General features: G+C 69.6%; 23 protein-coding genes. 15 read left to right on the top strand and 8 right to left on the bottom strand.

All coding sequences use genetic code 11. The features are described from left to right. Window positions 1-13: 13 nt before the first annotated feature. On the bottom strand, window positions 14-1,534 hold the full coding sequence (locus tag OIE67_RS46670) for a hypothetical protein (protein WP_326632708.1): 1,521 nt from the start codon (window positions 1,532-1,534) through the stop codon (window positions 14-16). Between the two features lie 365 nt (window positions 1,535-1,899). After that, entirely contained in the window at window positions 1,900-2,403 is a 504-nt protein-coding gene (locus tag OIE67_RS46665) for a cupin domain-containing protein (RefSeq protein WP_326632706.1), read from the bottom strand. A gap of 128 nt (window positions 2,404-2,531) precedes the next feature. Here OIE67_RS46665 and OIE67_RS46660 point away from each other — a divergent pair, with 128 nt between their 5' ends. Beyond that, complete coding sequence (locus tag OIE67_RS46660; protein WP_326632704.1) at window positions 2,532-3,584, top strand: helix-turn-helix transcriptional regulator; 1,053 nt, start codon at window positions 2,532-2,534, stop codon at window positions 3,582-3,584. A gap of 32 nt (window positions 3,585-3,616) precedes the next feature. On the opposite strand, the gene OIE67_RS46655 is transcribed toward OIE67_RS46660, so the two are convergent. Next, entirely contained in the window at window positions 3,617-6,448 is a 2,832-nt protein-coding gene (locus tag OIE67_RS46655) for an ATP-binding protein (RefSeq protein ID WP_326632702.1), read from the bottom strand. Window positions 6,449-6,567: 119 nt separating this feature from the next. On the opposite strand from OIE67_RS46655, the gene OIE67_RS46650 reads away from it, so the two are divergent. Beyond that, window positions 6,568-7,497 (top strand): MBL fold metallo-hydrolase, encoded by a 930-nt coding sequence (locus tag OIE67_RS46650; protein WP_326632700.1) that lies wholly within the window; start codon window positions 6,568-6,570, stop codon window positions 7,495-7,497. Between the two features lie 9 nt (window positions 7,498-7,506). After that, window positions 7,507-9,000: a carboxylesterase/lipase family protein gene (locus OIE67_RS46645; protein WP_326632698.1), complete on the top strand. Its 1,494-nt coding sequence runs from the start codon at window positions 7,507-7,509 to the stop codon at window positions 8,998-9,000. Between the two features lie 47 nt (window positions 9,001-9,047). Here OIE67_RS46645 and OIE67_RS46640 read toward each other — a convergent pair whose 3' ends face one another. Together OIE67_RS46640 and OIE67_RS46635 are read right to left on the bottom strand one after the other, a co-directional pair. Further along, the gene (locus tag OIE67_RS46640; RefSeq protein WP_326632696.1) at window positions 9,048-10,376 is read right to left on the bottom strand and encodes an FAD-dependent oxidoreductase; all 1,329 of its coding nucleotides are present in this window, start codon (window positions 10,374-10,376) and stop codon (window positions 9,048-9,050) included. A 75-nt stretch (window positions 10,377-10,451) separates the two neighbouring features. Then, window positions 10,452-10,991, bottom strand: coding sequence for a PadR family transcriptional regulator (locus OIE67_RS46635; RefSeq protein WP_326632695.1), 540 nt, complete (start codon window positions 10,989-10,991; stop codon window positions 10,452-10,454). 257 nt (window positions 10,992-11,248) lie between these two features. On the opposite strand from OIE67_RS46635, the gene OIE67_RS46630 reads away from it, so the two are divergent. The 9 genes from OIE67_RS46630 (at window position 11,249) to OIE67_RS46590 (ending at window position 19,564) form a co-directional block, all read left to right on the top strand. Next, on the top strand, window positions 11,249-12,961 hold the full coding sequence (locus OIE67_RS46630) for a serine/threonine-protein kinase (protein WP_326632693.1): 1,713 nt from the start codon (window positions 11,249-11,251) through the stop codon (window positions 12,959-12,961). A gap of 194 nt (window positions 12,962-13,155) precedes the next feature. Beyond that, complete coding sequence (locus OIE67_RS46625) at window positions 13,156-13,413, top strand: HAD family hydrolase (protein ID WP_326632691.1); 258 nt, start codon at window positions 13,156-13,158, stop codon at window positions 13,411-13,413. Between the two features lie 101 nt (window positions 13,414-13,514). Next, window positions 13,515-13,991 (top strand): hypothetical protein, encoded by a 477-nt coding sequence (locus tag OIE67_RS46620; protein ID WP_326632689.1) that lies wholly within the window; start codon window positions 13,515-13,517, stop codon window positions 13,989-13,991. Continuing rightward, window positions 13,984-14,163: a hypothetical protein gene (locus tag OIE67_RS46615; protein WP_326632687.1), complete on the top strand. Its 180-nt coding sequence runs from the start codon at window positions 13,984-13,986 to the stop codon at window positions 14,161-14,163. Before OIE67_RS46620 ends, OIE67_RS46615 begins: the two co-directional genes overlap by 8 nt. Before the next feature lie 385 nt (window positions 14,164-14,548). Next, the gene (gene dprA / locus OIE67_RS46610) at window positions 14,549-15,526 is read left to right on the top strand and encodes a DNA-processing protein DprA (protein WP_326632685.1); all 978 of its coding nucleotides are present in this window, start codon (window positions 14,549-14,551) and stop codon (window positions 15,524-15,526) included. After that, the gene (locus OIE67_RS46605; RefSeq protein WP_326632683.1) at window positions 15,523-16,284 is read left to right on the top strand and encodes a hypothetical protein; all 762 of its coding nucleotides are present in this window, start codon (window positions 15,523-15,525) and stop codon (window positions 16,282-16,284) included. Before dprA ends, OIE67_RS46605 begins: the two co-directional genes overlap by 4 nt. A gap of 199 nt (window positions 16,285-16,483) precedes the next feature. Further along, window positions 16,484-17,596 carry a winged helix DNA-binding domain-containing protein gene (locus OIE67_RS46600; RefSeq protein ID WP_326632681.1) on the top strand — a complete coding sequence of 371 codons (1,113 nt, stop codon included), beginning with the start codon at window positions 16,484-16,486 and terminating at the stop codon, window positions 17,594-17,596. 75 nt (window positions 17,597-17,671) lie between these two features. Further along, entirely contained in the window at window positions 17,672-18,064 is a 393-nt protein-coding gene (locus OIE67_RS46595) for a TraR/DksA family transcriptional regulator (RefSeq protein ID WP_326632679.1), read from the top strand. A 261-nt stretch (window positions 18,065-18,325) separates the two neighbouring features. Beyond that, window positions 18,326-19,564, top strand: coding sequence for a hypothetical protein (locus OIE67_RS46590; protein ID WP_326632677.1), 1,239 nt, complete (start codon window positions 18,326-18,328; stop codon window positions 19,562-19,564). A gap of 190 nt (window positions 19,565-19,754) precedes the next feature. On the opposite strand, the gene OIE67_RS46585 is transcribed toward OIE67_RS46590, so the two are convergent. The 3 genes from OIE67_RS46585 to OIE67_RS46575 all read right to left on the bottom strand — a co-directional run bounded on the left by OIE67_RS46585 (window position 19,755) and on the right by OIE67_RS46575 (window position 22,631). Next, on the bottom strand, window positions 19,755-21,329 hold the full coding sequence (locus tag OIE67_RS46585) for a caspase, EACC1-associated type (RefSeq protein WP_326632675.1): 1,575 nt from the start codon (window positions 21,327-21,329) through the stop codon (window positions 19,755-19,757). 31 nt (window positions 21,330-21,360) lie between these two features. After that, a complete protein-coding gene (locus OIE67_RS46580; RefSeq protein WP_326632674.1) occupies window positions 21,361-21,744 on the bottom strand; it encodes an effector-associated constant component EACC1 in 384 nt (127 codons plus the stop codon). Between the two features lie 206 nt (window positions 21,745-21,950). Further along, window positions 21,951-22,631, bottom strand: coding sequence for a DUF4386 family protein (locus OIE67_RS46575; RefSeq protein ID WP_326632672.1), 681 nt, complete (start codon window positions 22,629-22,631; stop codon window positions 21,951-21,953). Window positions 22,632-22,768: 137 nt separating this feature from the next. Between OIE67_RS46575 and OIE67_RS46570 the strand changes: the two genes are divergently transcribed. From OIE67_RS46570 to OIE67_RS46560, 3 genes are all read left to right on the top strand, one after another. Next, the gene (locus OIE67_RS46570; protein ID WP_326632670.1) at window positions 22,769-23,170 is read left to right on the top strand and encodes a hypothetical protein; all 402 of its coding nucleotides are present in this window, start codon (window positions 22,769-22,771) and stop codon (window positions 23,168-23,170) included. A 403-nt stretch (window positions 23,171-23,573) separates the two neighbouring features. Next, window positions 23,574-24,293, top strand: coding sequence for a GntR family transcriptional regulator (locus tag OIE67_RS46565; protein ID WP_326632668.1), 720 nt, complete (start codon window positions 23,574-23,576; stop codon window positions 24,291-24,293). Window positions 24,294-24,437: 144 nt separating this feature from the next. Further along, a complete protein-coding gene (locus OIE67_RS46560) occupies window positions 24,438-25,961 on the top strand; it encodes an alpha/beta hydrolase family protein (RefSeq protein WP_326632667.1) in 1,524 nt (507 codons plus the stop codon). Window positions 25,962-25,963 lie beyond the last annotated feature (2 nt).

Raw genomic sequence — 25,963 nt, 5'->3', positions numbered from 1 at the left:
ACCTGCCCGCTGATCAACCCACCTCGTGCGTGGGCCGACCCGCCGGGGGCGCGGGGATGTGCGGCCGCTCGCGGGCGAGGACCGCGCCGAGCACCGCGGCGAGGACGGGAATGCCGGCCACGACGGCGACGACCAGCGTCCAGGGCGTCTCGAACGACACCCGTGCCGGCTCCTCCCATCCGCCACGCACCGTCAGCGGCCACAGCAGCGATATCCCGGCAGCGCATCCGAGGATCGCCCCGAGGACTGTTCCACACAGGGCACTCACACCGGCCCGGAAGGCGCAGAACAACCGGAACGCCGCGTTCGTTCCCTTGCCGATCCGCCTCATGACCCGGGCCTGCCGCGAGTTCGCGACCCTGCCGAAGCCGGCCGCCGGCGCGCACCCGAGCGCGGCGAGGAACGCCATGGTGGCGACGGACCGCCACCAGGTCGAAGCCTCGAAGCCCCGCTCGACGTAGACCCTGGCGACCGCGTCGTCCAACCGGTCGTCGAGGCGCCGCTGCTCCTCGGCCGTGGTCCGATGCAGGGTGGGGTCGACGATCAGATCCATGGGCTGGAGCTGAAAGCCGAGGTCCCGGACGATCTTCGAGGGAACGAACACCCCCTCCATGTGCGGGTCGGAGGTCCTGGCGGCGACCGCCCGGACGGCCTTGCTCACCATGGTTCCGTCCTTATCGTCGCGCTTGTAACTCAGGTTCACCGAGTCGACCCGCACGCCGGCCGACGTGATCACCACGGCGGTGTTCTCGGCGTACGGCGTCGACTGATCGCCCGTGAGGTACCGCAGCACCTTCTCGTCCCCGATCACCTGACGCCAGGAGAACGCCTCCGCCGACATCTCGACGCTCTCCGCATCGGCCCAGAAGGACGATGGATCAGGAACGCTCTCACTCTGGGCGATCGGCACCCCCGGCAACTCCCGTTCCATCGCCGCCCGTACGGCGACCGCGTCCGCCGCCGAGAAGGGCGACCCGAACGTGGAGCGAGGCTGGACCAATAAGCTGCCGAGCCGCCCTGAGGGCTGGTATTCGGCCCTGCTCTGCGCCGTCTGGCCCACCGCGATGATCGTCAGCGCGAGGCCGAAGGCGGTCGTCACCATCACCATCGTGATCGCGACCGCCGCGCGAGCCCGACGCTGTGCGAGGTCACGGACCGCCAGGCGAACGGACGCCGGCCACCGCTCCGCGATCGGCCCGAGGACCTCCAGCAGCCACGAGGGCACCGGACTGAGACCGACCGTCAGCAGCCCCGTGCCGAAGAGTGCCATGCTCGTCATCGCCAGGACCGACAGGGCGCCGTAGCGTGAGTCCCCACGTGCCAGCCAGGCGCCGATCCCCATCAAACAGCCGCCCGCGAACACCGCGACCAGCCCCAGGACGACGACTTTCCGGCTGATGAACTCGTGACGATTGGACGGCGCGGAGAAAGACGCGTAAGGAATGGCACTCGCCATGATCGTCAGGGGAATGGCCACGAGCACGGCGATGCCCAGGATCACGACAGCAGCGGTCACCAGAAGATCGACTGACATGGCGGAATAGTAGTGATCGACCACGGCGCCGTATATGCGCCCTACTTCGAAAAACGCCGTTCCAGGACACGCACTACAGACAACAGCCCGAATACGGCCGGCGGCTCTGATTCACTTCAGAACGCCATGCGTGTCTAGCTCCGAGGATTCCCCGCTACCTTCCGGTCGTCATAAAGCCGCTCGCGCGAGTGCCCAGCGGGCGTAGGGCAGGAGCTCCCCGGTGTCGGCTCCGGCGAGCAGGTGGGCGAGAAGTTCGCGGACGCACTGCAGCCGCTCGTGCTCGGGAAGCCGGGTGAGCCACGGAAGGTCCTTAGCCAGGGCCTCTTCTGCCAGGACTCGATTGGAGCGGGCCGATCAGCCGCGCGCTAGCCGAGATAGGCGGCAGGGATCATGTCGTCGGTGGTGAGGGGTGGGCCGAGGATGGTCTGGCCGTGGTCCTTGGCCGCCGCGGCGAGGTCGGCCGGGGTGATCGACCAGCCGTCCGGCTTGGGGCGGGAGAGGTCCCGGCCGGCGGCGCGGAAGAAGCCCTCCATACCCGCCGGCGTGCTGATGGCCAGCATGTCCACCGTCGGTGAGGTGAGCCGGTACGCGTGCGGGACCCGGCGCGGCAGGTACGCGACGCCGCCTTCGGACAGCTCGTAGCGGTGTTCGCCGGCCCAGAAGACGCCGCTGCCGGACAGGAGCACGATGATCTCGTCCTCGTCGGCGTGGACGTGGACCGGTGAGGCGGAGCCCTCGGTGGCCGCCGTGCGGAACATCGTCAGCTGCCCTCCGGTGTGCCGGGCGTCCAGCAGGATCTGCATGATGCCGCCCCCGAGCCACTCCAACTGCTCGTGGTCAGCGGCCTGGGCCAGGTACGGGATGGTCACAAGGGTCCTTTCGTCATGACGTGCCGCGGGGCACGAACCGCTGCCACGGTAAGGGCGGCGACCGCGGTTCCGGCATCCCAGAATTGTGGGATCTCGGCACCCGGCACGGTCGGTAGGCTGACAGGGAGATGAGGCTTTCTGTCACCCAGCGTGAAGCCATACGCGACATCGTGGCGATCTGTTCGCTCGACCTTGACTCGCGGGCGTTGCGCGCCAGGATCGCCGAACGGTTGCGTCGCGTGATCCCCCAGGACGCGTTCTGCTTCGGCACGATCGATCCGTGGACGCTGCTGGTCACCGACGAGGTCTCCGACGGCATCCCCTCGGCCGCCGCCGCGCCGGCGGCGCGCAACGAATACCTGGTCGAGGACGTCGACAAGTTCGCGGTGCTGGCCCGGTCCAGCCGTACCGTGGCGATCCTCAGCCAGAGCACCGGCGGGGATCCCGAGGCCAGTCACCGGTTCCGGTCGGTGCTGCCCGTCATCGACGCGCGGCACGAGCTGCGGGCCGTCTTCGTGGCCGACGGCAGGTGCTGGGGCGCGGTGGCCCTGTTCCGCAACGGCGGACGGCCCGACTTCACCCAGAGTGACGCCGACCTGGTCCGGGCCGTCGCCGTCCCCGTCGCGGTGGCGCTCCGGCGCGCCGCGTGCCGCCCTGGTGCGGCGGTGGGGGTGAGCACCGATCCGGGCGGTCCTGGAGTTCTGCTCGTGGACCGAGGGGGAGGGGTGCTGGCGGCCAACGAGGCCGGCCGCCGGAGGCTGGACGACCTGTCACCGCACCGGATGGCCGTGCACGAGGTGGCGGCGGCCGCCCGCGCCGGCCACGGCTCCGCCGCGCATGCCCGGGTTCGGTCACATACCGGCCGGTGGTTGTCGTTGTGGGGCTCGCCGTTCGACGGCGGCCACGAAGGGGACGTCTCGGTGGTCATCCAGGCGGCCCCCACCTCGGAGATCTCGCAACTGCTGATGCTGGCCTACGCCCTCAGCCCGCGCGAGCGGGAGGTGCTGCAGCGGGTGATCGCGGGCATACCGTCCGCCGGGATCGCCGCCGACCTGAACATCTCCGCCAGCACCGTGCAGGACCACCTCAAATCTCTCTTCGCCAAGGTCGGCGTACGGAGTCGGGGCCGGCTCGTGTCACACATCCTCGGCGAGCACTACCTGCCCCAGGCCGTCCGCTGACGTGCGTCGGCTCGTCAGCCCCAAAGAGCCCGTCATTCCCGGGGTACGCCGCCCGCGTCCACCACGTCCCGCAGCTGGGCCCGGGTGGTGACGCCCAGCTTGGGGAACACGCGGTAGAGATGCGACCCGACGGTGCGCGGCGACAGGAAGAGCCGCTCCCCGATCTCGCGGTTGGTCAGGCCACGGGCGGCGAGCCGGACGATCTGCCGCTGTTGCGGGGAGAGCTCGGCCAAGCCATGGGGGTCCGGCACGGCGACGTCCGTACCGGCGGCCCGCAGTTCGGCCCGCGCGCGTTCGGCCCACGGGCGCGCGTCCAGCCGGGCGAAGACGTCGTGCGCCGCCGCGAGGTGCGGTCGCGCCTCGGCGATGCGGCGTCGCCGCCGCAGCCATTCGGCGTACTCCAGCCGCGTCTGGGCGTGCTCGAAGGGCCGCTGCTCCAGCGCCGGTTCCGCCAGCGCCGCCAGGAAGGCGCGCTCGGCCCGCTCCGGGGCGGCGAGCAGCGCACGGCTGCGTTCGACGAGGGCGTGCAGGCGGGCGGAGCCGCCCTCGGCCAGGGCCCGGGCCGAGCGTTCGACGATCTCGGCCGCCTCGGCGTGGCGGCCGGTGCGCGCCGCCGCGGCGGCCAGCTCAGGCAGCGCCGGGTACGAGGCGTGGTAGTGAACGGGATCTCCGCCGCGGTCGAAGAGCGTCCTGTACTGCTCGTACGCGCTCTCGTAGTCACCCTCGGCAGCGGCGGCGGCCGCCGTGGCGCGGCGGGCGTGCACGGCGACCGATCGGCTCTCCAGCGGATCGACCAGGCGCAACGCCCGCTCGGCGAGGGCGCGGGCCTCGGCCGTGTCGCCCTGGGCGGCCAGCACTATGGCGTCGGTGGCGAGCACGCACGCCGCCGCGTGGTCGAGCTTCCCGGCGTCCAGCGCGCCGATGTCGGCGCACACCTCCCGCGCCTGCGCCCATCGGCCGTACTCGAAATAGGCGAGCGCCGCCACACCGGCCAGCCCGTCGGGGATCGGCCCCCTGGTCCGCCATGACCGCACCGCCTCGTCGAACGTCCGTACGGCCAGGGCGATCTCGTCCAGGATCCAGGCCGCGACGGCGAGCGCGGTCAGCCGTTCCGGATGGTTCCTGGCCGCGGCGATCAAGCCGGGCAGCCGGGGGACGAGCCCGCGTCCGCCGCCGAACGGGTCCGCCACCATCCGCACCCAGTCACGCATCGGGTCGTCGGGCAGGCGTGGCAGGATCCGGTCGATCTCCTGCCAATGGGACGCGTCGCCGGAGTAGAAGCGCAGCACGGCGGCGGCGGCGAGCGCGTCCAGCGCGGTCGCCGGGTGCGTGGCCGCCGGGTCGCCGGCGATCCCGATCAGCTCGGCGAAGACCGCGTTGTGCCGCCGGGTCAGCGCGGTCAGCCGGCCGACGCGCAGGGTCGCGGCCGCCAGTGCGGTGGGGTCGTCGGTACGGGCGCGTACCCGTTCGGCCAGCTCCTCCACCCAGGCCAGGCGGCCGGTGAGCACGGCCAGGCCCGCCGCGTCGACCAGCAGCCGCGTGCCGTCGCCGGGTACGGGGCTCAGCTCGGCGGCGCGGGCCAGCGCCTGCGCCGCCGCCGCGTAGCCGCCCCTGCGGCGGGCCCGGTCCGCCGTACGCTCCAGGGCGGCCGACACCTCCGCGTCCGGGTACGGCGTGGCGGCCGCGAGATGCCAGGCGCGCCGGTCAGGTTCGTCGCCGAGGACGTCGGCGAGTGCGCGATGGGCCTGCGCGCGGGCGTCGAAGGGCGCGGACTGGTAGACCGCGGAACGGATCAAAGGATGCCGGAACCGCACCTGCCGGCCGGCCCGGCCGACCAGGCCCGCCTGTTCGAGGGTGAGCCACGTTTTGTCGTCGGGGTCGGGCAGCAGCGCGAGGACCGCGTCGGGGGGATCCGCCACGTCGGCGGCCGCGAGCAGCAGCAGCGTGCGGCGGCACACTTCGGGCAGCTCCGCCACCTGGGCGGCGTAGCCGGCCGCCAGCCGCTCACCGACCGGCAACGGGCCGTGGTCGTGGTCTTGGGGGTCGAGGCCGCGAGAATGGGCGGCTTTCGCCAGTTCCAGCAGCGCCAGCGGGTTGCCGGCCGCCTCGGCGAGCACCCGGTCGCGGATCCCGGCCGGCAGTTCCGGCGCGCGCAGGTCGAGCAGTCGCCGGGACGCCGCGTCGTCGAGCGGGGTCAGCGTGATGGCCGGGAACGCGTCGTCGAACCCGGGCAGCGGCTCGCCGTCGCGTACGGCGAGCAGCAGGGCGACCGGGTCGTCGTCCAGCCGCCAGGCCACGAAGGACAGCACGCCGGCGGAGGCGGCGTCGATCCATTGGGCGTCGTCGACCACGAGCACCACGGGCGTCCGTTCGGCCAGCCGGGACAGCAGGGTCAGAACCGCGAGTCCGGCCAGCAGAGGCTCGCCGGAAGCCTCCGCGAAGCCGAACGCCCCCAGGAGAGCCCGGCGCTGCCGTTCGGGCAGCTCGTCCACCTCGTCCAGCACGGGCCGCAGCAGCTGGTGCAGCCCGGCGAAGGCGAGATCGCGCTCCGACTCGCGGCCGGTGGCGCGCAACATGCGGTGACCCGCGTGAGCGGCGCGCCGGGCCGCGTCCTCCAGCAGCGTGCTCTTGCCCACCCCCGGCTCCCCGATGACGAGCAGGACGCCGCCGCCCGCCTCGTCGGCCCCGAGTCGGACGCCGCCGTGTGGCGCGTCGGCTCCGCGCAGGACGTCTCCGCTCGGCACGTCGGCCCCGAGCCAGGTGACCCGGGCGAGCCGTCGGACCTCGGCATCCCGCCCGACGATCGACGGCTCACCTACGGCGGGAAGACCCGCCGCGTGCCCGTACGCACGTCCTCCCGGCATCACGCACCTCCCGCGTCGAGTGCAGTCGTCTGACGGATACCGATGGGCCGCCGTCGCCGCGCACGATGGTCGGGCCGAGGCGTTCTCCGGCATCCCACCCGTCGAGCGGAGGAATCTCCATGGCCAGCGAGCCCGTCGACCAGATCACCCTGGGCGAGGTCACGATCACCCGCGTCCAGGAGTACTACGGACCGGTCGAGATGACGCCCCAGCAGTTCTTCCCGGAGTCCTCGCCGCACGCCTGGGAGCGGAACTCCTCCTGGCTGGCGCCGCACTTCCTCGACCCCGGGACGGGAATCGTCAACAGCGCGATCCAGACCTGGCTCCTGCGCAGCGAAGGCAGGACCATCCTCGTCGACACCGGCGTCGGCAACCACAGATACCGACCCTACGCGCCGGTCTGGAGCTACCTCGACACCGGCTTCCTCGGCAACCTGGCCCGCGCCGGCGTCCGGCCCGAGGACGTCGACCTCGTGATCAACACCCACCTCCACGTCGACCACGTCGGCTGGAACACGTTCCAGGACGGCCGCGCCTGGGTCCCCACCTTCCCGAACGCCACGTACCTGATGCCGAAGCCCGACTTCGACTTCTGGAACCCGGTCAACAACCACACGACGGTGCTCGGGCGGGGCAACCAGAACGTGTTCGAGGACAGCGTCCTTCCGGTCCACGAGGCGGGTCTCACCGAGCTGTGGGACGACTCGTACCAGATCGACGCGAACCTGCGCCTGGACCTCGCGCCCGGGCACACGCCCGGATCCTCCGTGCTCACCCTCCGGTCGGGCGCCGACCGGGCGGTGTTCGTCGGCGACATGATGCACAACCCCGTGCAGTTCGTCGAGCCGGACGTCAACAGCTGCTTCTGCGAGGACCCGGCGGCCGCCCGCGCCGCCCGCGCCGAGGTCTTCGGCTGGGCCGCCGACAACAACGCCCTGGTCATCCCCGCGCACCTGGGCGGGCACGGCGCCGCCGAGCTGATCCGGGAGGGCAGCGGGTTCGCCGTCAAGGGCTGGGCCCCGTTCTCGCCGTACTCCGACCACCACTGAGGACACCTGATGAACCAGCACGTGGACGTCGTCACCGCACAGGGCACCGTGAGGGGACTGCGCGGCGACGACTCCGTCGTCTTCCTGAACATCCCGTACGCCGCGCCCCCGGTGGGCGCCGGCCGCTTCCAGGCGCCGCGCCCGCACGATCCCTGGACGGGCATACGGAACGCCACCGAGCCGGGACCGAACGCGCCGCAGGCCGAACGCAGGCTCGGCCGCATCGATATGTCCCCATATTTCGGACCCGGCTGGATCCCCGGCGACGACTACCTGACCCTCAACGTGTGGACCCCCGAGACCGCCACCGCCGACGCGCGCCTGCCCGTGATGGTCTTCGTGCACGGCGGCGGCTTCGTGGCCGGCTCCACCCGGTCTCAGGTGTACGACGGCGCCGCCTTCGCCCGCGACGGAGTCGTCCTCGTCACCCTCAACTACCGGCTCGGCATCCCGGGCTTCCTCCACCTGCCCGGCGCACCCGACAACCGGGGCCTGCTCGACGTCGTCGCCGCCCTGCGCTGGGTCCGCGAGAACATCGCCGCGTTCGGCGGCGACCCCGGGACCGTCACGCTGTTCGGCCAGTCCGCCGGCGCCACGATCGTGGCCGCGCTGCTGGCCACGCCCGAGGCCGAGGGCCTGTTCCGCCGCGCGATCGTCCAGAGCGGCAGCGGCCTGGGGGCCTTCACCACCGAGCAGGCCACCCGCGTGACCCGCGCCGCGGCCGCCGCGCTGGGCGTCGAACCCCGCGCCGAATCCTTCGCCGACGTCCCCGACCGGCGCCTCGTCGAGGTCATCTCCGAACTGTCGGGCATCGACCTGCGCACCGCCACCCTCCACGACCCGCTCATCGGCCTCAGCCCGTTCAGCGTCGTACTCGACCAGCAGCCCGCCGAGGCCGTCGCCGCCGGCCGCGGGGCCGCCGTGGACCTGCTGACGGGCACCACCACCGAGGAGGGCAACCTCTACTTGGCGCCGTTCGGAACCCTGTCCTCCTCGACCGACGCGGACGTCACGGCCGCCGCGGCCCGCTCCCATCGCGAGCCCGCCCGTCTCGTCGAGACCTACCGCAAGGCACGCCCACTCGCGTCCAGCGGCGAACTCCGCTCAGCGATCATGGGCGACGCCCTGTTCGGCCTGGGCACCCGCCGGCTGGCCGACGCGCACGCCGGCCACCGCTCGTCCGCCACCTACGTCTACAGCTTCGCCTGGCGCTCGACGGCCCTGGGCGGCGAACTCGGCGCGGCCCACACCATGGAACTACCGTTCGTCTTCGACACCACCACCCTGCCCGGCCTGCGCGGCCCGGAGTCCCTGCTAGGCCCGGACGAACCACCCGCAGACCTCGCCACCCGTACGCACACCGCCTGGATCACCTTCGCCAGAACCGGAGACCCCGGCTGGAACCGCTACGACGTGACCCACCGCACCACGAAGATCATCGACGAGAAAGAGACCCTGGCGGACGACCCACGCGGCGCGGAACTGGAGGCGTGGCCGGAATGACCGGAAGGTCGCCACTCGGCACGCGAGGCCGGGTGGCGGGTTTCAGGTCAGCGCTCGCCGAGCACCGCTCGGCCGAGGGGTGGGACGGCGCCGCAGGTGCGGAAGAACCAGCGGGTCATCGCTCGTCGCAGCGGGTTGCGGTCGATCGCGGCGTCGGTGTTGCGGACGACCTCCCGTACGGTGTCGAAGCCGTGGTGCAGCATGTCCGCCTCGTAGTCGTGCAGCGCCCGCGACAACGGCAGCTCGCCACGATCGGCGGCGATGAGCGCGGCGCAGAGACGGTGGGCGTCGCGCAGGGCGGTGTTGCCGCCGAGTCCGCCGACCGGGGGCATCTGGTGGACGGCGTCCCCGAGTCCGGTGACGTTGCTCGTCCGCCACGGCCGCAGTCGTCGCGCGGCTCTGAACTCGGTCTGGTAGAGGGTGTCGGGGGTCGAGTCGGCGAGCAGTCGGCGCAGGTCGGGATGCCATCCGGCGGTCCGCCTGGCCAGCAGCGCCCGCACCGCGGCCGGATCGGACTGCGCCAGCGCCGTGAAGCCCGGCAGCGCGTCGCGGTGCGCGATGAAGGCCCACAGTAGGTAGTCGTCGTCCTGGGAGTCCGCCAGCAGGCGCTCGGGCTCCAGCCCGAGCGCGCGTACGCGGTCGCCGAGCCTGGCGTTGATCGCCGCCAGGTTCTCGCGCCTGCGGAAGACCGCGGTGAACAGGAAGTCCTGGCGGGGCCAGAACGCGTTCATGCCGGTGAGCAGCTCCTCCGGCAGCCAGCGCCGGTTCTCCTCGGTGAGGAAGAGCTTGCCGGCCATGGCCGTCGCCGGCAGTGTGGTGCGGTCGGCCTCGGGGTGGAGCTGTCCCCACACCCGGGAGCCGGCGCCGTCGGCCGCGACGAGCACGTCGGCGGTCGCGGTGGTCCCGTCGGCGAACTGCGCTGTCACCGTCCCGTCGTCCTCCTGGGCGAAGCCGGTGCATTCCTTGCCGAACTGGACGACGTCGTCCAGGCCGGCCAGCAGGAGTCTGCGCAGGGTGACGCGGCTGACGGCATGCCGGCCGGTCGTGGGGTCCAGCGGATCCGGCTTCCGGCCGTTATGGCTTTTCTGCCCGATGCGTACGAGCGGCCGCATCTGCTCGTCGCGGAAGCTGATCCCGGGCCCCGGATCGCCCGCGGTGGCCACCAGCACCTCCCACAGGGCGGGCGGCAGGCAGGCGTGCAGGGCGGTGCTCCCGGTGGGTTCGATGTGCAGCCGGAAGCCCTGGAGCCGCGAATCGGCTGATCGGTCCCGTTCGTACACGGTGACGGCCAGGCCGGCTCGCCGCAGTCCTTGGGCGAGGCAGAGCCCGCCGATCCCGCCGCCGATCACGGCGACGTGCGTAAGTCGAGAGGACATGCATGCTCTCCTTCCGATGGGGGCGCGCCCGGGGAGATGGGGCGCACCCGCGCTGATGGGGGCGCGCCCGGGGTGTCATTCCTCCAGGCGCGCGAGCTCCGCGAGCAAGCGCTCGTGCCAGGCCAGCTCCGTCTCCAGCCGCATCAGCGTGTAGTCGAAGGCGACGGCCTCCAGCCTGGTCAGGTGCGGCTCGGCCTCGACGCGCAGGTTGCGCCAGAAGCCGAGCTGGGTGGCGTAGGAGTCGCGCCGCAGCTGTACGGCCGTACGCAGCTCGTCGGGGCCGATCTCGCCGCTGTGCAGGAGCACCAGCTGGATCGCGTCCGGCCGCAGCCTGGTGTCGGCCAGGACCGTCCTGATCAGCGCGACGAGCTCGGTGCGGCCTTTGGCGGTGATGCCGTACACCGTACGGGCGGGGAGGTTGCCCTCCTGCTCCGTGCGAACCACCTCGAGAACGCCTTCGTCCGCCATCCGGCGCAGCGCCCCGTACAGCGACCCGGGCTTGATGTCCGCCCAAAGCTCGACCCGGTCCATCTGGGCGGCGGCTCGGATCTTGTGCCCGTGCATGGGACCGCCGTCCGCCAGGGCGCCGAGGATGAAGAGACGTGTTGCTCGCATATGACTACTCAAACACGAGTACTCGCACCGCGCAAGGTGGTCGGCTGAATGGATACGTATGGGTGAACGGGAGGCCTGGTCGTCGGTGCCGCGATCAACAGAAAAGAGCCCGCCCCGCGGGGCGAACTCTTATGGAGTGATCCTGTGCCCGAGGCGACAGCCGTCGAAGATCATGGGCCACTTCGAACGCAGAACCTTATCAAGCACTTTCATGTTGTGGGTACTTCGCGGCATAAGTCATCTTAGGATCGGCCATTGTGACGTCCAATGGACTGCATCCCGCTTCCGCACTGGAAACGTCCGACCCCGTGCAGATCGGCCCGTACCGGATTGCCAGCAAGCTGGGGCAGGGTGGCATGGGTACGGTCTACCTCGCCGAGGGGCCGTCGGGGCCGGTCGCGATCAAGGTGATCAACCGCCTGCTCGCCGTCGATCCGGAGTTCCGCGCACGGTTCCGGCGCGAGGTGTCGGCGGCGCGCCGGGTGCGGCGGTTCTGCACCGCGCCGGTGCTCGACGCGCAGTTGGACGTCGAGCCGCTGTGGGTCGTCACCGAGTACGTCGCCGGGCCCGACCTGGGGCGCATGCTGCGCGAGAACGGGCCGCTGGAGGGCTCCAACGTGGAGGCGCTCGCGGTGGGCGTGGCGACCGCGCTCACCGCCATTCACGACGCCGGGCTGGTGCACCGCGACCTCAAGCCCGCGAACGTGCTGCTGTCACCCCTCGGCCCGCGCGTGATCGACTTCGGCATCGCCCGCGCCCTGGACGCCGGCGACCGGCAGACCGCCACCGACCTGGTCTTCGGCACCCCCGACTACATGGCGCCCGAGCAGGTCCAAGGGGAACAGGTGGGCCCGCCGGGGGACATCTTCGCCTGGGGGTGCGTGGTCGTCGCGGCCACCGTGGGCGCCTCGCCGTTCGCCTCCTCGAACCTGCCGCACGCGATGTACCGAGTCGTCCACGACGAACCCGATCTGCGGAGCCTCGATCCCGGTCTGCGCCCGATCGTCGCGGCGGCGCTGAGCAAGGATCCGGCACAGCGTCCCACCGCGCAGGAACTGCTGGCCGCGCTGGTGCAGCGTCCGGACGTCGATTCCGCCCAGGTCGCCGGCAGCGTACGCCTCGACCTGAGCCCGCTCCGCCGGGAGAACCGCGAGAACCGCGAGAGCCGCGAGAGCCGCGAGAGCCGCGAAGGCCGGGAAGCCCGGGAGAGCCGGGGCCAGGCCCGGTCGGCGCGACACCGCTTACCGGAGGGGAGCAGACGGCGCAGGCGGAGGGACGTGCTGACCGGAGCGGCCGCGGCCCTGGCCGTGAGCGCGCTGATCGCCGCGGCCGTGATGGTGTGGATGGTGAACTCGGCGCCGGAGACGCCTCCCCGCGGCGAGATGGTGTACCGCGAGACGTTCGCCGCCGACAATTCGGGCTGGAACAACGAGGGCACCCGGGTGGACACCGGTCAGGGTTACACGGGCGACGGCCGGTACACGATCAGGCTGAAGCGCGGCGCCGGGCACCGGTGGAGCCCGGCGCCGGCGAAGAAGGGACTTCCGGACCACGCGCTGGCGTCGGTGAAGATGAACTTCTCGGACGCCGGCTCCGACACCTGGAACGGGGTCTACTGCGAGTACTCCAAGGACGACCAGGTCGCCAACGACATCGTGTACGTCCTGGAGGTTCGTGGCGACGGGCACGGGAAGATCGCCAAGGTCGTCGGCGGCGTCCCGCGCAACATGACCAGCGACATCCCGCTGCCGGAGGGCGTCGCGAGGGGGAACGCCCTGCTCCGCGCCGAGTGCGTACGCGGTGCCGGCCAGGTCGATCTGGCGTTGTGGGCCGACGACCAGCTCGTCATCCGGCTGGCCGACACCGAGGCGAACAAGGCCGTCGGCCCGCCCCGCTTCGGGCTCTTCGTCGAAAGCGTCTCCGAGACCCGCACCTATTTCGACGACTTCATCGTCGCCCGGCTCCCCTGACGCCGGACATCGCCTCCCGGCGGCGCCTTTTCGAGGAGCTCCACGTGCGGGACGGGCTCCAAGCCCGCGGGACATGGGCCTGCGTGTCTGCGTCGCCGGGAACCAGACGGCCAAGGCCGGCGACCTGCTACGCGGACTAAGGCTTTCCGTTGACGCCATCGCCACCTCGGCGGAATGGGGTGTGGCCAAGCCGGATGCCGCCTTCTTCGATCGCGTCATCAAACTCGCCGGCGCGGCCCCCGGGGGAAACGCTCTACGTCGGCGATCATCCGGTGAACGATGTCATTCCAGCCAAGGCGGCGGGCCTCGTCACCTGCCTCATTCGACGAGGGCCGTGGGGGCTGCTCTGGGGCGACGACCCGACCGTGCCCGCCGACCTGCGAATCAACGGTCTCGCAGACCTGCCAGCTCTCCTGGATACGACCGGACGGAGCACTGATGCCCTCGGCTAGGAGAAGTAGCTCAAGCGCGGGAGAGCGCATCGCGGCGATCCGCAGCGCGCGCCGCATGACCCAGGGCGATCTCGCTACGGGCAGCGAACATCTCGTTCAGCATGATCCGAAAGCTGGAACAGGGAAGCCCGAATCCGGGCGACAATGTTCTCGATGCCATCGCTGCGGCCCTTGGTGTCGATCCCTCCCGGCTTCTGCACAGCACCAGCCGCACTGACAGTCGCGTCCACGGCACGATCCCCCTCCTGCGCCAGGTGATCACGACTTGTGATTTCCCCGACGAGGGTCCAGTGCGTCCCCTGCCTGAGCTGCAAGTGGCCGTACGCGAAGCGGTTCGGTGTCGCTTGGAATCCCAGTACGTCCGGCTCTCTTACGCGGTTCTTGATTTGATCGCGGAACTCATCCGAGGACTTCGGACGGCGTCTGGCCTCGCACCGCTGCTGGTCACCTCGTACCGTGCGGCCGAAGCGGTCGCCTACGAGTACGGCTATCTGGACCTGTCGGCCCGGCTGATCGATCTGATGCGCCGGACCTCTGTGCTCGTAAAGGACGTTCGCCGGGTGGCGGATCATGCGTAGCGACGCCGGGCGGTTGTGGGCGACCCGCGAGCGTCCGTTCCCCAGGGCCGTCGAGGACGCGGGCGCGCATCGTACGGTCGACGCCGACGACCTGGTGGGGTTGTGCCAGGTCATCGCGCAGCAGGAGGGCATCGCCGAGCAGAAGAGCTGGATCGTACGGACAACGCGGTGACCGCGTCCGCCGTCGTTCTCGCTCCGCCTGATGTCCTCACGGACGAGGACTGTCCGGGGACATCCCCGCATCCGGCCGTGCCGCGCCCCGGGTGTACGGCGCTGCGGTGGATCGGGCAGGGCCTCGGGCCTGGCGCCGCTTGCTCGTCGGCCAGGCCCGATGAACCGCCATCCGACCACGTCTTTCGTATACTCACCGTGATGACTCAGTGCCTTTGCGCTACGCCAAGCTGCGAGCGGATATCGATCACAAGCGCCGCCATATCGACCATCGATGCAGCTCATGGGACATCTAGTACTACATGGCAATATGGACATATCTTCGAGCGGCATGGGCATCTGCAGTACCATGAGACACGCATTCGAACATTTGTTTGGAGAGTAGGATGCGGATCACTAAAGAGCAGTCACGACTGCTCGCGATATGCATGGTCAAGGGCGTTAGCTGGTACCTCATCGCGCGAGAGGCTCAACGTCCCAACGGCTTGGCGCGCCTGTGGTCGGGCGACATCATCGAGTCCTCGCCTGAGGCGACCAAAGCCAGAGCCCTCATCGCCAACAGCGCCCAGGAGCTCGATCGCTACCTCGACTCTGCCGCTCAGCAGGCCGAACTCGCGGCCGACAGCGGGGCTCGACTCGTCACTGTCCTGGACGAGGAGTACCCCGCCACCCTCCGGTTGATCTTCAACCTGCCACCGTTCCTTTTCGTCCGGGGCGAACTGCGCGAAGAGGACCTGCGCAGTGTGGCCGTCGTCGGCACCCGCCAGGCGAGCGATGATGGACTACGCCGGGCACGCCGGATGTCCGCCCTGCTCACCGAACGTCAGGTCACCGTAGTGTCCGGCCTTGCCCGAGGCGTTGACACCGCGGCGCATACTGCGGCGCTCGATACCGGCGGCAGGACGATCGCGGTCGTGGGGACAGGCATCCTGCGCTGTTACCCAGCCGAGAACCGCGCCCTGGCCGACCGGATCGCCGAGAACGGGGCTGTGGTCTCCCAGTTCTGGCCGGAAGCCAACGGCGCGACCCATACCTTTCCCCGCCGCAATGTCACCATGTCCGGCATCGCGCAAGGCACGGTGGTGATCGAAGCCGCGAGCACGTCTGGGGCGAAGATGCAGGCGCGGCTGGCGCTGGAGCATGGCAAAAGGGTGTTCCTGCTTCGCAGTCTCACCGAGGCTCAACCGTGGGCACGGGAGTACGTCAAGACGCGCGGGGCGCTCATGGTGGAGGACGTGGACGATGTCGTGAAGAGTCTGTCCAGCCCGGACCGGATCCAAGCGGTCAACGAGTCCCGCGCTCAGCTGACCCTCGACTTCGAAGATCTGAAACTGGATGAGCCGTCGCCCGGGGCGCTGTGGTGATCGAGCTAGGGCGGCTGGCCTACGGCGACGGCCCACCCCCCGCCGGGTTTGGCAGTTGCGGCGAATGTCCCTACTTGCAGGCGGGGCACGTCCGCATCTGCCACGAGTGCGCATCGGAGAGCTTGCAGCCGCCGAACGAACCCAACTGCCGGATCTGCCACCAGGCGTTGCGGAGCGGCGAGCTCACCTGCTCCAACAGGCTCTGCAGCGACCCACAACGTGCCTTTGAGTGGACGGCCGTCGTCGGGGTCAAGGCCGGCACCCTGGAGCAGGGGGTTCTCCGACTGAAGCGCGGAGCATACGGATGGGGGATGATCTTCGCACGGATCATCTTGGGTCACCTCTACACCCACCCCGAACTCGTCGACGAGGCGGACGCCATCATCCCGATGCCCGCCTATCTTGGGCCACACCAGGCACGCAAAGGCAATGATCACACTGGGTACGTCATCGAACGAGCGATCCTCGAAGACGATGAGAATCTCCCATTCGTGCTGGATCCGCCGCTCATCGAGAAGACGCGAGCCACTCCCCGCATGCGAGACACGACCTCGCTCATTGAGCGTCAGATCGCGGCGCATGAGCTGTACGCCGCGTTACATGTGCCGGACCCGGCCCGTGTGCGAGGCCGACGCATCATGGTCTACGACGACGTCTTCACCGCTGGCAGTAGCCTCAACGCGGTGGCCATGCGGCTCAAGGCGAGCGGTGCGGTGAACGTGTACGGGCTCACTCTGGCTCGCGCTCAGTGGCGCTGAACGCCGGCGAAGCGGCGGGGAGAGCGGCCGGTCCCGCCGGCCGGGGGTCGAGCCGGGCCGGCGGGGCCGCGGGCGGCCTGACGTACACCCAGAGGCTCAGGCCGCCCGACCATAAGATCCGCCCGCACACCCCCTTCCGGGCGAGACGACAGGCGATCACATCGGCGAGATTGTCGGCGCCGAAGGATACGGTTGACCGGTGGAACTCTCCCCCCAGCAGGTGCTCGGCCTGCGGATGTCCAGCCTGCTGCTTCGAGCGTCGCCCGGCGATGCCAGGCGGGCGACGAGCGTGGTCGAAGTGGTGACTTGGCTGGGGGCGATGCAAGCGCAGGACCTGGCCAGCGGCCTGTGGTCGTTCGGCGTGCGCCTGCCCGGACTCACCGCCGCCGATGTCACCGACGCGCTGGAGCGGCGTGAGGCGCTGCGCACCTGGCCGATGCGCGGCACCATCCATTTCGTCCCGTCCCGCGACGCCCGCTGGATGGTCGAAATGATGGGCGTCCGGGTGCTGAACGGCGCGGCGAGGCGGCGCGAACAACTCGGCCTCTCGGAGGAGACCACCGTTCAGGCCATGGAGGTGCTGGGCGCGGCTCTGACTGGCGGCGGGCGGCTGACCCGGTCGGAGTGCCTGGCCGTGTTGGCCGACAAGGGCATCGACACCAGCGGCCAGCGCGGCTACCACCTGCTGTGGTACGCCAGCCAGCGCGGCCTGCTGTGCATCGCCCCCAACATCGGCAACGAGCAGAGCTTCGTGCTGCTCGACGAGTGGGTTCCCGACCCGCACCGGCCGGAGCGCGACGAGGCGCTGGGCACCATCGCCCTGCGCTACTTCCGCGGCCGGGGACCGACCACAAGGCAAGACTTCGCGGGCTGGACCGGCCTGACCGCGGCCGACTCCAAACGCGGCATCGCCGTGGCCGGCGACGCGCTGGCCAGGGTTACCGTCCACGGCGTGGAGACCTACCTCGACGCCGCGCTCCTCGACACCACCCCTCCCCCGGCCGGCGACGACGAGCTGCTCGTGCTGCCCGGGTTCGACGAATACCTGCTGGGCTACAAAGACCGCTCACTCATGGTCGCCGACGAGCACAAGGCGGCCATCATCCCCGGCAACAACGGGATCTTCCAGTCCACCGTGGTACGCGCCGGCCGGGTCGTGGCCATCTGGAAACGCACCCTCACGAAAAGCCGGGTACGGATCGCCGTGCAACCACTCGCACCACTCCACGGAAGCGACCGGGCAGAGGTTGAGCGGGCGTTCGAGCGGTACGCGCAGTTCGTGGAACGCACCCCAGAGGTGCGCTGCCCGTGACCCGGCGGCCGAGCTCTGGGGCGTGCGGCTGGGGAAGGGCCGCGACTAATCTGATGGGGAAGGTGAGGAGCAGTGATGACCGAACATCATCGGGACGCCGCGCTCTCCCCCTCCGAGCAGGCGACCATACGCGAACTACTCGACGCCGACCGCCGCAACACCACGGACCGCATCGCCCTGCTGGGCCGCGACCGGGACGAGATCGTCACATCGTCAGCGCTGACGGCCTCCGACGACGAGCATGACCCCGAGGGCACATCCACGGCGTTCGAGCGGGCCCACGTTCAGGCCCTTCTCGATCAGACCCTGGCACACCTCGCCGAACTGGACCTCGCTTCCGAGCGGCTACGCGATGGCACCTACGGGACCTGCGCGAGGTGCGGGCAACGCATCCCCATCGAGCGCCTGCAGATCCTCCCGGCCATCAAGACCTGCGTGAACTGCGCCTCCCGCCGCCGCTCCCGATAAGGCCACGGGTACGACTCCGTACTCGGCAGTGAGTGATCCGGTACGGCTCGGCCCGGTCGTGCCTCCGGCGTAGACGAGGTGCCGCAGAACGCGGACAGGCCAGGGGCGTTGAGGGTAGCGTGGGGCGCATCGAGGGCCTCCGCCGGACGGTGAGCGTGGAAATCCCCGTCCGGTAGGTGCTCGACACACACCCCGTGATCGCCGCTCGCACCCCGACTCCACCCTCAACAGCGAAGAGTCGCTTCATTTCAGGAGTCGGTGATGGATAACGAGATTCAACTGATCAGTGACGGCGATGGCCTGGCGGTCATCGGGCACCCGACCGCTGCCGAACGCTTCCTGGTCTCTGAGGGACTGCCGTCGAAGGACCTCGGACTGCAACGGCTCGGATCTGTTCTCGGTATCGGGGCTGGAGCCCTACAGGCAGGTTCCGAGATCGCCGCCAACTCAGGTCGCTGGGTGCAGCTGACTAAGGAGTCCGCGCAGCTTGTCAAGAAAATCGGGCTGATGGAAAGCAAGACTCCAGGCGTCAGCCACGCAATGGTGGGGCAGCCGGGCTCGATCAAATCATGGCTCCAGATCGCGAAGGGGCCCGGATCGGTTGTGCCCAACCCGGCGCTTCTGGCTACTGCTGCAGCGGTTATGGCGCAGCTTGCGATGCAGCTGGCTATGAACGAAATCACCGACTATCTCGTCACGATCGAAGAGAAGGTCGACGATGTGCTGCGCGGCCAGAAGGACGCCGTGTTGGCCCGCATGATCGGCGTGGGCTTCGTCATCGAGGAGGCCATGACCATCCGAGAGACGAGGGGCCGGGTCGACGAAGTCACGTGGTCGAAGGTGCAGACCGCGCCGGCGACGATCGCAGAGACTCAGGCGTATGCGTTGCGTCAACTCGACGCGCTCGCGGAAAAACTGGGAGGCACAACCAAGTTCGTTGATCTCGCCAAGGCGGCCAAGGAAGCAGAGTCCAAAGGACAGGAGTGGCTCGCTGTGCTGGCTCGCTGCTTCCAACTGCAGGACGCGATCGCCGTGCTTGAACTCGACCGGGTGCTGGACGCGTCTCCGGGGGAGTTGAACGGGCATCGCCTCGGATTGCGGGCCGCCAGGAAGGACCGGCTGGAACTCATCTCACGGAGCACCGACCGTCTGATGGCCCGCATGGATGCGGCTGCTGCCACGGCCAACACCAAGGTGCTGATGTATCCGGCCAAGGCCCCGGCCGTAGTGCAGTCGAGCAATCATGTCTCGCGCGCCATCGTCGACCTCCACGGGCGGCTCGGGATCGGGCGCGTTCGCAAGTCATCACAGGCGAGACGATGGGCGGACGCGGCCAAAGAGGTGAGAGACCAAGCGCTCGAAACAGGAGCAGATGGCGTCGATGCCGCCAGGCGCCTCGGCAACGAGACCCTCGACCTGGCCAGGTCGGTGACGGGCAAGCTCTCCAGCGGCATCGCTGAGCGAGCGCTCCGCCGGCGCGGAGACGACGAGGAAGGCTGAGTGCCGGGCGGTCGTCGCCCACTTTTTGTGCGGCCGCCCCTTATGAGCATGCCATCACAACGGGCTCTTCGTGGAGAGCGTCTCCGAAATCCGAACCTATTTCGACGACTTCGTCGCCCGGCTCCCCTAACACCCACGCAGCCGGCCGGTGAGCCGGGACTGGCGCAGAACGCACGTCATCGCGGGCCGCTCAGCCTGCTGCGCGCGCTCGGCACGACATTTCATCGATCTCTTCCACAGTGGGTTGCGCATCGACGTAATCCGATTTCGAAGGCAGGCGTTCACTGAAGTGATTCCGCCAGTCCTTGCTGCCGACGTATTTCTGCAAGGCGATGCGGAGGCGTTCGCACGTATCGTGGTCGCCCTTGCTGATCGCGAATCCCGTGGATTCGCGTGGGCCGAACCTGATGTCCGCGACGAGTTGAATGTCTTCTCGCTCCGCCAGCTGGATACCGGCGAGCGTCAGCCGGTCTCCGGCGATCGCGTCCACGGCACGCCGACGCAGCCAGGTGAGGCAGTCGGCGAAGCCCTTCTGCAGGTAGATCTGTGCCCCGTTCACGGCCTTCTCCAAGGAGTCGGCTGTCGTCGACCCGGCGATCGTGCATACGCGTCGCCCGGAAAGGTGAGCAGGTTTTTCGATGCCTTTTTCGCCGCGACGAACCAGCACGCCCAGTCGCGAGGACGCGAGCGGACCGACGAAGTCGGCCACTGCTTCTCTGGACGGGATGATGCCCAGCGTGCCGACGATGTGGGCCTCACCTCTCATCAGCGTGCTCATCGCCTGTTCTCGGGGGACCTTGTTGAAGGCGATCTCTTCCTTGAAGCCGGCAAGACGAAGCAGCCCGTTGATCGCGTCTTCGTTGTAGCTCGATCTTGCTCCGTTGCGGCGATTTCCTTCGTCCTGCCAGACTCCCGCCACTATGCGCGGGGCATCGAGGAACGAGCCCGGCTCCTGAGGTACGTAGGTGCTGCCCTGGAGCAAGGCCAGCGGCAACATCGCGAGCAGAGCACGGCCGGTCTTCGCCGCAGCGCTCGGCGGCTTCTTGGGAGAAGTGGCCGGACGGGACTCCTGCCGAGGCCGGATCGGCCCCCGCGTCACGGTGAGATTTCCGGCGCTGCCGACGGAACGGCGTTGCGGACGGGGAAAGCCCCGGCCGATCAGTTCCCGGTCGACGTGGCGGTGGATCTCGTCCAGGGTGAGCGGGCCGGGTTCGCGTAGCGCGTTCAGCAACGCTCCGGTGAAAGCGGTGTTCCGGGCACCGAGTGGAGCGTGAGAGAGGGAATTGGCAGGCGTGGACGTCAGGGTATAAGTGCCCGTCAGATCGAGCTGCCCCAGGGCGAGGCGACGCCGGTCGCTCATGACGGTGACGGCCTGGCCGGAGAAACAGCAGTCCAGGAGGAGCACGCGGGCTTTGGCGCGAGCGCTGCCGACCATGCGTTTGACCAGGTCGACGTGAATGGCGGAGAAGCCGACGTGTTCGGCGTTCGTACCGGTCAGAGCGAAATGCAGGGCTCCGGTGTCGTCGAGGACCCCGTGCCCGCAGTAATAGACCAGCAGCAGATCCTTCGCCTCGCGGACGGCGGCGGTCAGGGCCACGCCGACAGCGGCCTGATCCGCCGGATCGGCCAAAGTCTGACAGTGATCGGCTTCGAAGAGGCCATGAACGGGATGCGTCAGCACCTGCCGCAAATCTTCCAGATTCGTGCGTACGGCCGGGATGTCAGGCAACTCCGGGTCGTGGAAGGTACCCGCCCCGATGAGCACCGCCCGGCTGCCCCCACCCTCCAGGAACGGCTTACGACTCACCATGCCCCTCGACAGCCGGCGGGAACTGTTCCGACACCTCCCGCAGCACCGCGGCCGGGTCCGCGGCTCGACGGACGTCCACCTCGACCCGCCGCCCGTCGGCGGTGGTGACGGTGACCTTGACGTCGGCGCCGCGTGAGGTGAGCCAGGTGCACACCGACTGGATCAGCACCGCCACGGCGCCGCCGGAGCCCACCGCCACCGTCAGCAACTCCACCGCCGAGCCCATCTCTCCCGGCTTCGGTGCCCGCCGCTGAGGCCGCACCCGCCCGCGCAGTTCGTCCTCGGAACCGAGCCAGTTGAACAACCCCACCGCGTGGGTCTCGGCTTCCGCACCCTCGACAACCACCTGCAGGTCCACAGCATCGGACATCTCAAGCACGAGGTAACGTCCTTTGAATTACGGCTTTTGGTATCCATCATGCTAGCGGCCTGGATGCGTTCAGACTTGTCTTGCCGCTGATAAACGGCCCGCAGCCTCACGTGCGGTTGCGCCGAATCAGAGCGGCGCCATAGGCGGCCACCAGAACAATATGACAGTCCTCGCATGTACGCCTTTACGGAACTCCGCGCCCGGCCTCACACCTGCGATCGGCGCGCCGACCTCGTCATGAGGATCCCCATGACGAGCATCCAGATCATCAGCAGACCGCTCGGGCCGACGAATCCGGCGAGGTGCGGGATGGCGTCGATGCCCAGGTAGTACGTGATCCCGGCCGTCGTGACGAACAGCCCCACCAGGAAGGCGGCCCAGCCGAGCCAGCGGGGGAAGGCCCGGCCCACGGCGACGGCCAGGCCCATCAGGGAGAAGGGGACGCCCACCAGCCAGATGATGGAGGCGACGAAGGTGGCCTGGAGCACGCGGTACACCGCTGACGCGATCAGGAATGCCTCCTGCTTTTCGGTGCCGGAGGCGGCGGCCCATGTGTCGGCGGCCACTTTGAGGACGTACCCGTCCAAGGCGGTGTCGATGACGTAGATGACCAGGCCGACGAGAACCGCACCGGTGGCGATCCTGGCGAGGATCGCGCTCCAGCCTTCGGTGAGTACGGCCGTCAGGCCGGCGAAGGCGATCGGCCAGAGGGCCACGGCGAGGATGGCCAGCAGATGGATGGCGTGCCATTCGGGATGCGCGGCGACGTGTGGAACGGCGTTCTCCGCCCCGCTGGGCAGGTCTCTGTGTAACGCGCCGGCGGCCAGGTAGCCGACCGCGCCGAGGACGGCGCACACGCCACCCAGCCTGACAGAAAGCGCACTCATGGCGGCCATGAAATCCATCCTCGTCATTCGGGCAAGTCCTTTTGCTCCCGCCCTCTCAACGAACACTCAACAGCTTCTCGACGCCACCCCGCGCACCATATGGACAGCCAGTCGGCCAACAGAACAAAGGAGGCACCATGCGATTCGCGGCCAAGGCGGTAGGAATGCTGGTCACGACCGGCGCGATCATGGCAGCGACACTCGTGAACGCGCCGGCCGCGTCGGCCGCGTCGGCCGTCCCGCCTCCGTGTTCCGGGTACGCCACCTCCAACCTGGACGGCGGCTACGGCGTGATGAAGGGTTCCTACAACCTCAAGAAGGGGCCCTACGCGGGCCACTGCGCGAACGTGGCCAGGCTCGGCAGCGGCCGGGTCATGTACTTTCACTGCTGGGTGAAGAACCGGCACGGCCACCTCTGGGTCTTCGGCCGGGTGAAGGGGACGAGAACGTACGGCTGGATGTCGATCGACAACTTCCGCACCATCCGTCACACGAACTACGAGACGTGCCGGGCGAACGCCGACCGCGATCACCTGTAGCAGCACTCCTCGCGAGAATCGCACAGCCGGAAGGTCCCCGCCGGTCTCCCGCCCCCGGCGGTCTTCAATCCTGGACAGTTCGTACGAGGGGCGTGTCGACGAGGTGTTCGGCGAGGAACCAGGACTGTAGTTCGCCGGTACGGATGACCTCCGCGTCGTCAGAACCTGCAGCAGCGGCGATGAGCTCCTGTGGCGGGCCGAACCCGACCGCAGCGACGACTGGCGCACCGTCAAGTTCATCTCCTACCTGGTCGGTCTCCCGCTAGCCCGCCAGAGCTCTCGCCGGGTGCTCCACCTGATGCGGGTGGGGCACCCGGCACCGCCACTCTGGTGGTGCAGTTCCCGGGCGCGATCGCGTCAGCGGTGGATTGACAAGGATGCTGTAGCACATACCATCCCCTCCATGGCCGCTCTTCCCCAGCTTCCCGCGCCGGTGACCCTCGGCGACCAGGCGTACGCCGCGATCCGTGAGGCCATCGTCACCGGCTCGCTGAGGCGGGGGGAGAAGGTCACCGAGCGCGGGCTGGCCGAGTCGCTCAACATCAGCGCGACCCCCGTCCGCGAGGCGCTGCGACGGCTGGAGCAGGACCGCCTGGTGGAGCGGACGGGTCTGCGGTCGGTCCGCATCGCCGAGTTCGGCAAGGACGAGCTCCGCGAGTTCACCATGATCGAGGATGTGCTCCGGGCGCTGGCCGCCCGGCTGGCCGCGGAGAAGTCGACGGCGGCCCAGCGGCGCGCGATGGCCGGCTGCCTCGACGAGGCGGACGCGCTGCGTGCCGAGATGCGCCAGCTCGCCCCGGGTAGCGAGCGGGAGCTGGAGCTGGTGGGTGAGATCCAGGAACTCATGCGGCGTTTCCACCTGCTCGTGGACGAGGCCGGCGGCAACGCGACGCTGATCCAGATGCTGCGTACCGTTGACGCCTTCGGTACGGCGGAGCGACGCGACAGCGTGCTGTCCCAGGCGCGCGGTGAGCACCGGGAGCGCCTCGATGAGCGTTACGGGCAGCACCGGGCCATCTTCGCGGCCATCGCCTCCGGTGACGGGGACCGGGCCGAGGAGCTGATGAGGGCCCACAGTCACGACTCGAACGTCTCCCGGATCGCCGGCCGTTTCCTCGACTGACAGTGCCTCCACTCGGGGTGCCTCGGCCGCTGTTTGCTGTAGCACATAGAACGCTACGCTCCAAAGGCGGTCCTGGCAGGGGGCGTTTTCCCCTGCCTTCCACCCGATCCGCGGACCGCACCGAGCGTACGAAGGAGCGACTCCTTGACTACCTCTGACGCGTCCGCACCGACGCATCCCGGGCGCCGCCGCACGGTGATCACGACGGTGACCTTGCTCACCGCCGTGCTCGCCGGCCCGCCGGGAGTCCCGCCCGCCCAGGCCGCCGCGTCCGCCCAAGCCGTCACACCCGCCGCCCAGGCCGCCGCGTCCGCCCAAGCCGTCACACCCGCCGCCCGGGCCGACGCGCCCGCCACGAAACCCAGGCGCGCGGCCTGCCCGTCGGGCCTGGCCGCTAAGGCCACCTGCTACACCGGCCGGGACGCCCACGGCGCGTACTACGCGATGGCCGTCCCGAAGCGCTGGAACGGCTCCCTCGTCGTGCACGCCCACGGCGGCCCCGACGCCTCCTACGACGCCTCCACCCCGACCGAGGACCTCGCGCGCTGGGCGGTGATGGTCGACCAGGGATACGCCTGGGCCGCCTCCTCCTACCGGCGCGGCGGCTACGGGGTCAGGATGGCCGCCGCCGACACCGAGAACGTGCGCCGCCTGTTCGTGGCGCGCTTCGGCCGGCCCTCCCGCACCTACCTCCACGGCCAGTCCTGGGGCGGCAACGTCGCGGCCAAGGTCGCCGAGACCTACGGCACCAAGCGCGGCGCGTACCACGGGATGCTGCTGACCAGCGGCAACCTGAGCGGCGGCTCGCGCGGCTACGACCACCGCGTGGACCTGCGGGTGGTCTACCAGTACTACTGCCGCAACCTTCCCCGCCCGTCGGAGCGGCAGTACCCGCTGTGGCAGGGGCTCCCCGCCGGCTCCCCCCTGACGCCCGCCGCGATCCAGGCCCGCCTGCAGGAATGCACCGGCATCGACTCCGACGAGCGGACCGCGCGGCAGCAGCGCAATCTCGACGACATCCTCGCCGTCACCCGCATCCAGGAAAAGTCCCTGAAAACAGATCTGCTGTACGCGACCTACCTGTTCCAGGACATCGTGTTCAAGCGGCTCGGCGGCCGTAACCCGTTCGGCAACCGGGGCGTGCGCTACACCGGCTCCCACGACGACAAGGCGCTCAACGCGGGCGTGGCCCGATTCTCGCCCGACCCCAGCGCGCGCCGCGACCTGTCCTACGACAGCGACCTCACCGGCCGGGTGAACATCCCGGTCCTGTCCCTGCACGCGATCAACGACCCGCAGGTCGTCGTCGAGCATGAGGCGGCCTACCGCGCCACCCTCAAGGCCGCCGGCCGCGACGGGCGTCTCGTCCAGACGTTCACGACGGAGTCCGAGCACGGCGAGTTGAGCAACTCCGAGTACGCCGCCTCCATCACCGCGCTCGACAAGTGGGCACGCACCGGCCGGAAGCCGGCCCTGGACGCGATCGCCCGCTCCTGTGACTCTTTCGAACGCACGTATGACAGCGGATGCTACTACGACTCGAGCTTCCACCCTGAGGCGTTCGCCACCAAGATCCCGCCCCGGCCCGGCGGCCTGCGCTGGCCCGCGATGACCGCCGCGCAGGAGCGCGTCTGGAGCCGGATCGACGGCGTCGGCATCGCACCCTGACG

Origin of the sequence: Nonomuraea fuscirosea (assembly GCF_035917475.1) — a bacterium.
Lineage (GTDB): Bacteria > Actinomycetota > Actinomycetes > Streptosporangiales > Streptosporangiaceae > Nonomuraea > Nonomuraea fuscirosea.
Note: the sequence above shows the minus strand (reverse complement) of the source record. Positions and strands in the feature narration are given on the sequence as shown.